The sequence below is a fragment of the Bradyrhizobium sp. genome (assembly GCF_016462955.1).
Taxonomy (GTDB): domain Bacteria; phylum Pseudomonadota; class Alphaproteobacteria; order Rhizobiales; family Xanthobacteraceae; genus Bradyrhizobium.
Genome location: NZ_JAEMSD010000089.1, coordinates 9297 through 17458, shown reverse-complemented (window position 1 = coordinate 17458; position 8162 = coordinate 9297). Strand labels below are relative to the sequence as shown.

The window sequence follows — 8162 nt, the reverse complement described above, 5'->3', positions numbered from 1 at the left end:
CCCTTGCGTTAGGGGTGCGACGGCGCGCCGTCAATGTCCCGCGTCCTAACAGGAAGGTTTCCCGTGAGCAAAACCAACAAGGTCTCGCCCGATCTCGATACCCCCACTGATCTGTCGCCCGATGGGGTCAAGAAGGTCTCGGAGGCGCTCAACGTGCTGCTGGCCGACGCGTTCGCGCTCTATCTGAAGACCAAGAATTTCCACTGGCACATCAGCGGCCGGCATTTCCGCGACTACCACCTGCTGCTCGACGAGCAGTCCGACCAGATCTTCGCCACCACCGACCAGCTTGCCGAGCGCGTCCGCAAGATCGGCGGCACAACGCTGAAGTCGATCGGCCAGGTCGCAAAGCTCCAGACCATCAAGGACAACAACGAGGACTACGTCCCGCCGCGTGAGATGCTGCGCGAACTGATGCAGGACAACAAGCATGTCGCGGCCGCGATGCGCAAGGCGCACGACGTCTGCGACGAGGCCGGCGATGTCGCCAGCGCCAGCATCCTCGAAAACTTCATCGACGAGACCGAGCGCCGCACCTGGTTCCTGTTCGAGGCGACGAGGCAGGAAGGCGGTAACGAGGCGTAGGCCCGGGTAAGGCCCGGCTGCATCATCCGGGACAGGTCCCGTAGGATGGGCAAAGGCGCGCTCTTCGCGCGCCCTGCCCACAACCTTTCGCTACGGCTTGAACTTATTGGTGGGCACGCTGTCGCTTTGCCACCCTAGGGCACTGCGCTTGCGGCTACCGCCACAACCGCATCAATGCGCCGTTCCTCCCCGTCACGGGATCAGCGGGCGGCAACGCCACTTGCGGAATCGTCTTCAGCGCCTCCGCGTGATTCTCCGGCGTCGCCCGCGTGATCTCCATCTTTGCTCCGGGTGGATAGGCGCCGATCACGCAGAAATCGTCGCTGGCCTCGATGCATTGATGCCCAGTGCCGGCGGGCAGAATCGCGACGTCGCCCGCCTTGATGTCCAGCTCCCGGCCGTGGTCGCCGCCGAAACGGACGCGCGCGCTGCCGCGCGCGACGCCGAGCACTTCATGAACCGTCGCGTGATAGTGCAGATAGTCGTAGATGCCGTTGCGCCACGTCCCCCCCCCAGCCGTTTGCCTCGAACAGTTCTTCGATGGTCTCCTCGGCTCGTTTCGGATCGAGCTTCACCGCGCCCTGGTAGGCCACGAACGGAAGGATGTTGTTCGGCACGAGCCCGTCATCCTCGAACACGATGGCGAGCGGTTCGGCATTGTCGCGGACGGCTGGCATGGCAGGGCTCCGGGTCACAATTGTCCGGGAATCAAGAAGGCGCTCGCCGCCTTGTTCCAGCACCAGCCGATACGCCGGCTTGACGGAGATCAAGGCGCGGGCGGCCGAGGGCGGGCACGCACATCAAAGCGAAAGAGGGGGAACGCCATGTCCGCATCCGAGGTAGCGCAGCGTCATTTTTCGGCAGCCGTCGACGAGGCGGAGACGTCCGGCCTCGGGCACGAAGCCGTCTGCCGCGCCTTGCTCAACCTGGTGATCTCGAAATATCTCGAGACGAGGTCGGTGCCCGACATCCAGGCGGAGCTGCGCTTCATCGCCGAAAATTGCGACCCCGACACGGACTTCATGTTCATGCGTCCGTGACGGCGCAGCCCGGCGGGCTCCCGCCGGGCCGCCGAGTGCTTACGCGCTCTTCTTTTGCCGCATCAGATCGGCGAAGCGCTGAAACAGATAGTGCGAGTCGCGCGGGCCCGGTGAGGCCTCGGGATGGTACTGCACCGAGAACACCGGCTTGCCGTCGAGCTGGATGCCGCAATTGGACCCATCGAACAAGGAAATATGAGTCTGCGTCGCGCCCTTCGGTAGCGTCGTCTCGTCCACGGCAAAGCCGTGGTTCATCGAGGTGATCTCGACCTTGCCTGTGGTCTCGTCCTTGACGGGATGATTGGCGCCGTGGTGGCCCTGATGCATCTTCTTGGTCCTGGCGCCGACGGCAAGGCCGAGCATCTGGTGGCCGAGGCAGATGCCGAAGGTCGGCGTACCCGACTTGATGACGTCCTGGATCACCGGCACGGCATATTTGCCGGTCGCAGCCGGATCTCCCGGACCGTTGGACAGGAACACGCCGTCAGGCTTCATCGCCAGGATGTCCTCGGCCGAGGTCGTCGCCGGCACCACCGTCACCTTGCAGCCGACGCCTGCGAGCAGGCGCAGGATGTTGCGCTTGATGCCGTAATCGATGGCGACGACGTTGAACTCCGGCTTCTCCTGGCGGCCAAAGCCCTTGTCCCACAACCAGGGCGTCTCGTCCCAGGTGAAACGCTGGCCGGACGTGACCATCGGTACGAGGTCCATGCCTTCGAGGCCCGGCCATTCGCGCGCCTCTTCCTTGAGGCCGTGCAGGTCGAACTCGCCGGTCCTGGAATGCGCGATCACGGCGTTGGGCATGCCCTTGCTGCGGATCAGCGCGGTCAGGGCGCGGGTGTCGATGCCGGAGAGACCGATGATGCCGCGGGCCTTGAGCCAGGCGTCAAGGTGCTTGGTGGCGCGGTAGTTCGAGGGATCGGTGATCGCGGTGCGCAGGATCACGCCGCGCGCGCCCGGCGTCGCGGCCATGTTCACCGTCTCGATGTCGTCGTCGTTGGTGCCGACATTGCCGATATGCGGGAAGGTGAAGGTGATGAGCTGGCCGGCATAGGAGGGATCGGTGAGGATCTCCTGATAGCCGGTCATCGCGGTGTTGAAGCAGACCTCGCCGACGGCGTGGCCTTCGGCGCCGAGACCGAAGCCTTCGAGCACCGTGCCGTCGGCAAGCACGAGTAGCGCGGTCGGTTTGTGGTCCGGCCAGGCGGGATCGTTATCATGTTGTGTCATGAGCGCGTTTCATAGTCCCCCCGCGCGCGCCCGTCAAAGCGGGAGAGGCCGGATTCACATGCGTTTTTGCATATTTGACAGGCCTCCTCCCGCCCTTAAGCTCCGCCGCACAATTTCCGGCAATTTCCTGGGCTTGCGAGGCAATAATGGACCAGACGACCCCCATTCTGCTGGTTCCAGGGCTGGCGTCCTCGGCCCGGATCTATGCCACCGTGATCCCCGCGCTGTGGCGGTTCGGCCCTGTGATGGTCGCCAACCATATCCGCGACGACAGCATGGCCGATATCGCCGCCCGCGTGCTGCGCGAGGCTCCGCCGCGTTTCGCGCTCGCCGGCCATTCCATGGGCGGCTACATCGCGCTCGAGATCATGCGCCAGGCGCCCGGGCGGGTGGCTAGGCTCGCGCTGATCAACACCCAGGCGCGGCCCGATACGCCGGAGGCGACTGCGCGCCGGCTGGGCCTGATGGCGCGCGCCAGGCGCGGCGAGCTTCGCGCCATTCGCGACGAGAGCTTTCCGGAGCTCGTGCATCCGTCGCGGCGCAACGATGCCGAGATCCTGAAGCTCGTGCATGCGCAGGACGAGGATGTCGGCGTCGACGGCTATCTGCGGCAGCAGACCGCGATCATCGCGCGGGTGGATTCGCGGCCGACCCTGGCGACGATCAAATGCCCCACGATGGTGCTGACGGGCGATACCGACAACACCATCCCCAATACGCTCTCGAAGGAGATGGCTGAGGGCATCGCCGGCGCAAGGCTCGTGGTCCTCGATCGCTGCGGGCACCTGCCGCAAGCCGAGCAGCCGGAAGCGACCGTGCGGGCGCTCACCGAATGGCTCGGAACCGAGGTTGTCTGAAGGCCACGAACGGCCTAGATCAGGCCTTGGATATGCGAAGGGATCAAGATCATGCTGCGCGACGACATCAACAATGCGGTCAAGGAGGCCATGAAGGCCAAGGACGAGCGCAAGCTGTCCACGCTGCGCATGGTCAACTCCACCATCAAGAACGCCGACATCGACGCGCGCGGACAGGGCAAGCCGCCGCTGTCGGACGCCGACCTGCTCGCCGTGCTGCAGAAGATGATCAAGCAGCGCCAGGAATCGGTCGAGCTTTACGACAAGGGCGGCCGCGCCGAGCTCGCCGCCCAGGAGCGCGAGGAGATCGCGGTGATCTCGGCGTACCTGCCGAAGCAGATGGCGGATGACGAGGTGAAGAAGGCGATCGCGGATGCGATCGGCGAGACCGGCGCTGCCGGCATGAAGGACATGGGCAAGGTGATTGCCGTGCTGCGCGCGAAATATGCCGGGCAGATGGATTTCGGCAAAGCGTCGGGCCTAGTGAAGGCTGCGCTGTCTGGCTGAGCCGTCATTCCGGGGCGTGCGGAGCACGAGCCCGGAATCCATCGGGCCGCCAACTCTGCTGATCAATGGATTCCGGGTTCGTGCTCCGCACGCCCCGGAATGACAAGAAGAACAAGGGGAGGCACGATGACCGCCATCAAGCCGTTTCGCATCGCCGTCAGCGACGACATCCTCGCCGACCTCAAGTCACGCCTCGCCCGCACGCGCTGGCCGGAGGCCGAACTGGTCGACGACTGGAGCCAGGGCGCGCCGCTCAAATGGATCCAGGAGATCTGCGCCTACTGGGCCAACGGCTACGACTGGCGGGCACGCGAAGCAAAACTCAATCGCTTCGCGCAGTTCACCACCGAGATCGACGGGCTCGACATCCATTTCATCCATGCGCGCTCGAAGGAGCCGTCAGCGCTGCCGCTGATCATCACCCATGGCTGGCCGGGCTCGATCGTCGAATTCCAGAAAGTGATCGCGCCGCTCATCGACCCCGCTGCGCATGGCGGCAATCCCGCCGACGCGTTCCACGTGATCTGTCCCTCGCTGCCGGGCTTCGGCTTCTCGGAGAAGCCGAGGACCACCGGCTGGGGCGTCGACCGCATCGCCGCGACCTGGGCCAAGCTGATGGAGCGGCTCGGCTATGCGCGCTACGGCGCGCAAGGCGGCGACTGGGGTTCGGCGGTGACGACCTCGCTCGGCGCGCAGGACGCGGAGCATTGCGCCGGCATCCACATCACGCTCGCCTTCAGCGCGGCGCCGAAGGTCGAGGGCGAGCCGACGGCGGAGGAGAAGCGTGCGCTCGCCGGCCTCAAGCACTATGCCGATCTCGACTCCGGTTATTCCAAGCAGCAATCGACGCGGCCGCAGACGCTCGGCTATGGCCTGACGGATTCCCCGAGCGGGCAGGCCGCCTGGATCCTGGAAAAATTCTGGGCCTGGACCGATTGCAACGGCCATCCCGAGAACATCTTCAGCAAGGACGAGCTGCTCGACAACGTCATGCTGTATTGGGCAACGGAGACCGCGACCTCCTCGGCGCGGCTCTACTGGGAGAGCTTTGGCAAACGCCGCACCACGCCGGTGGTGAAGGTGCCGACGGGTGTCGCGGTGTTTCCCAAGGAGATCATCACGCCTGTGCGGCGCTGGATGGAGCCGAACTTCCACGATATCACGCATTGGAGCGAGATGGAGAAGGGCGGCCATTTCGCCGCCTTCGAGCAGCCGGAGCTGTTCGTGCCCGATGTCAGGAAGTTCTTTGCAACGGTGCGGTAATTCACTCGCTGTCATTCCGGGGCGCCCGCAGGGCGAACCCGGAATCCATCGAGCTGCAGGAAATGCCGCCCGATGGATTCCGGGCTCGATGCTTCGCATCGCCCCGGAATGACGAGAGGGACTTGTCCCAGCATTGGCCGCCCTAGACTGGTGATAACAACGAGACATCGTGGAAACGCCTTACATGCTGACCGAAGCCGCGACCTACGACGAGCTCTATCGCAACTTCCGCTGGGACATCCCCGCGCACTTCAACATCGCCGAGGCGTGCTGCGATCGCCATGCCGATGGCACCGGCCGGCTCGCGCTGATCTATGTCGACGACAACGGCGCCACCAGCCGCACCTCCTTCGACGAGATCGCCGAAATGTCGTGCCGATTCGCCAATGTGCTGAAGACGGACGGGCTTGTCCGCGGAGACCGCGTCGCGGTGTTCCTGTCGCAGTCGCTGGAATTGCCGATTGTGCATATGGCAGCGTTCCGCTCCGGGATGATCTCGATCCCGCTGTTCGCGCTGTTTGGCGAGGACGCGCTGGAATTCCGCCTGTCGAATTCGCAAGCCAAGGCGATCGTGACCGATGAGGGCGGCTGGGAGAAGCTCGCCAGGATCCGCGACCGCCTGCCTGACCTGAAGACTGTCTATGTCGTCGGCGGGCGTGTGCCGTCGGGCGCGACATCGTTTTGGGGTGCGGTGAAGGCGGCTTCGCCCGACTTCACGCGCGTGGATACCTCATGCGACGATCCCGCGCTGATCATCTACACCTCGGGCACCACGGGCAATCCAAAGGGCGCGTTGCACGCGCACCGCGTGGTGCTCGGTCACCTCCCGAACGTGGAGATGTGCCACAACTTCCTGCCGAGGCCCGGCGATCTCATGTGGACGCCGGCCGACTGGGCTTGGATTGGCGGGCTCATCAACGGCCTGTTCGCGTTCTGGTACCACGGCATTCCTCTCGTCGGCCACCGCGCACGAAAATTCGAGCCGCTGGCGGCGATGCAGATGATGGCCGATCTTTCCGTGCGCAACGTCTTCCTGCCGCCGACCGCGCTGAAGCTGATGCGGCAGGCCGGCGCGAAGCATCCGGGCGTCGAGCTGCGCAGCATCTTCACCGGCGGCGAATCGCTCGGCGGCGAGCTGCTCGGCTGGGTACGCGAGACCTTCGGCATCGACGCCCACGAGGTGTTCGGCCAGACCGAGTGCAACCTCGTGATAGGCAGCAACTCCAATTTGTTTCCGATCCGTCCGGGTTCGATGGGCAAGGCGACGCCGGGGTTCGACGTCCGCATCGTCGACGACAAGGGCGAGGAATTGCCGCGCGGCCAGCGCGGCATCATCGGTGTGCGCCAGCCGTGCCCCGTCACCATGCTCGAATATTGGCGCAATCCGGAGGCGACCGCGAAGAAATATGCCGGCGACTTCCTGCTCACCGGCGATCTCGGCGTGCAGGACGAGGACGGCTATTTCTGGTATGTCAGCCGCGAGGACGACGTCATCACCACCGCGGGCTATCGGGTCGGCCCGTCCGAGATCGAGCACACCTTGATGAAGCATCCGTCGGTGGCGATGGCCGCGGTGGTCGGCATCCCCGATCCGATCCGCACCGAGTCGATCAAGGCCTGGATCGTGCTGCGGCCCGGCTTTACCGGCACCGACGCGCTCGCCCGCGAGATCCAGGACTTCGTCAAGGTGCAGCTCGCCGCCCACGAATATCCGCGCATCGTCGCATTCACAGAGACGCTGCCGATGACGGCGACCGGCAAGGTGCTGCGCCGCGAGCTGCGCGCGAAGGGCTAGGATCGCATCCTGATCTTGGTTGAAAGGCCAGACCAGATAGTTCGACACATTTTGGCTTTGCGTTGGTCGCGCCGCTTCAATCCCAATCCATCCCGGCAATGACGCCAAGAAACCAGCCGCCGAGGAAAGCGGCAGTAAACGCCGCGAGATCGAGTGTCACAGAGGGACCGAATTCCTGCTTGTCTTGAATATGATGAAATGCGAGCAGCCCGAGCCCAAAAATAGCCGCGCAGAGCGCCGGCCAAAGCGCCCGCCGCCGCGCTGCGAGCCTTTGGGCCGGGCCGGCCCCCCGAGAGTTGCTCGATAAATTCCTTGATCGACGAAGCGATACCACCGCGCTCAAGACTACTACGATCAGAAAGGCAGTGAAGTACACCAGGCATTGTCCTTCTGTACCAACCGTTACCTCGTGAAGGTCGGACGAACCAATAGCGTCGATCGGTTGCCTCGACCCTAAGGAGATATCAAAATGCGGCCGTATCGGAGCGCTGTTCAAAACACGTGTCCACGTCCTACCGCTCCGGCTCCGAAAGCGCGGCGCGCAGCATCGCGGCGAGATCCTTACGGCGGAACGGCTTGGTAAGAATCCGGGCATCGCCAATTCCGTCGGACGCCTTGACGGGATCTTGGCTGTAGCCGGAGGTGAAGAGCACCTTGAGACCAGGCCGCAATTGCATGGCCTGCCTCGCCAGCTCTGGCCCGAACATGCCGCCGGGCATCACGACATCGGTGAACAGCAGCTGGATGTCCCCCGCTTGGCGCAGCACGTCCAGCGCGGCGGGCCCGTTCGACGTCGCGATGACGCGGTAGCCGAGCGCCTTCAGCTCGTTCTCGACATAGGCGCGCACCATGTCGTCGTCCTCGACGACGAGAATGGTCTCGTGC

At 64.5% G+C, this 8162-nt stretch carries 9 protein-coding genes and 1 pseudogene; 6 read left to right on the top strand and 4 right to left on the bottom strand.

What is annotated here, in order from left to right:
* The first annotated feature begins 63 nt into the window (after positions 1–63).
* Entirely contained in the window at positions 64–585 is a 522-nt protein-coding gene (locus JHD07_RS12315; RefSeq protein WP_291622370.1) for a DNA starvation/stationary phase protection protein, read from the top strand.
* Between the two features lie 154 nt (positions 586–739).
* Here the strand turns inward: JHD07_RS12315 and JHD07_RS12310 are convergent.
* Positions 740–1262: pseudogene (locus JHD07_RS12310) on the bottom strand (hypothetical protein).
* Positions 1263–1409: 147 nt separating this feature from the next.
* Between JHD07_RS12310 and JHD07_RS12305 the strand changes: the two are divergent.
* Positions 1410–1625: a hypothetical protein gene (locus JHD07_RS12305; RefSeq protein ID WP_291622368.1), complete on the top strand. Its 216-nt coding sequence runs from the start codon at positions 1410–1412 to the stop codon at positions 1623–1625.
* Between the two features lie 39 nt (positions 1626–1664).
* Here the strand turns inward: JHD07_RS12305 and carA are convergent, their stop codons facing one another.
* Positions 1665–2855, bottom strand: a complete 1191-nt coding sequence (carA, locus tag JHD07_RS12300) for a glutamine-hydrolyzing carbamoyl-phosphate synthase small subunit (protein WP_291622366.1) — start codon at positions 2853–2855, stop codon at positions 1665–1667.
* Between the two features lie 146 nt (positions 2856–3001).
* On the opposite strand from carA, the gene JHD07_RS12295 reads away from it, so the two are divergent.
* From JHD07_RS12295 to JHD07_RS12280, 4 genes are all read left to right on the top strand, one after another.
* Positions 3002–3712, top strand: a complete 711-nt coding sequence (locus JHD07_RS12295) for an alpha/beta fold hydrolase (protein WP_291622365.1) — start codon at positions 3002–3004, stop codon at positions 3710–3712.
* Between the two features lie 51 nt (positions 3713–3763).
* Positions 3764–4219, top strand: a complete 456-nt coding sequence (locus JHD07_RS12290) for a GatB/YqeY domain-containing protein (protein ID WP_291622363.1) — start codon at positions 3764–3766, stop codon at positions 4217–4219.
* 126 nt (positions 4220–4345) lie between these two features.
* A complete protein-coding gene (locus JHD07_RS12285) occupies positions 4346–5482 on the top strand; it encodes an epoxide hydrolase family protein (protein WP_291622361.1) in 1137 nt (378 codons plus the stop codon).
* Between the two features lie 184 nt (positions 5483–5666).
* Entirely contained in the window at positions 5667–7277 is a 1611-nt protein-coding gene (locus JHD07_RS12280; RefSeq protein WP_291622372.1) for an acyl-CoA synthetase, read from the top strand.
* Between the two features lie 76 nt (positions 7278–7353).
* On the opposite strand, the gene JHD07_RS12275 is transcribed toward JHD07_RS12280, so the two are convergent.
* The gene (locus JHD07_RS12275) at positions 7354–7653 is read right to left on the bottom strand and encodes a hypothetical protein (protein WP_291622360.1); all 300 of its coding nucleotides are present in this window, start codon (positions 7651–7653) and stop codon (positions 7354–7356) included.
* A 136-nt stretch (positions 7654–7789) separates the two neighbouring features.
* A partial coding sequence (locus JHD07_RS12270) for a response regulator (protein WP_291622358.1) occupies positions 7790–8162 on the bottom strand: 373 nt, incomplete at its 5' end.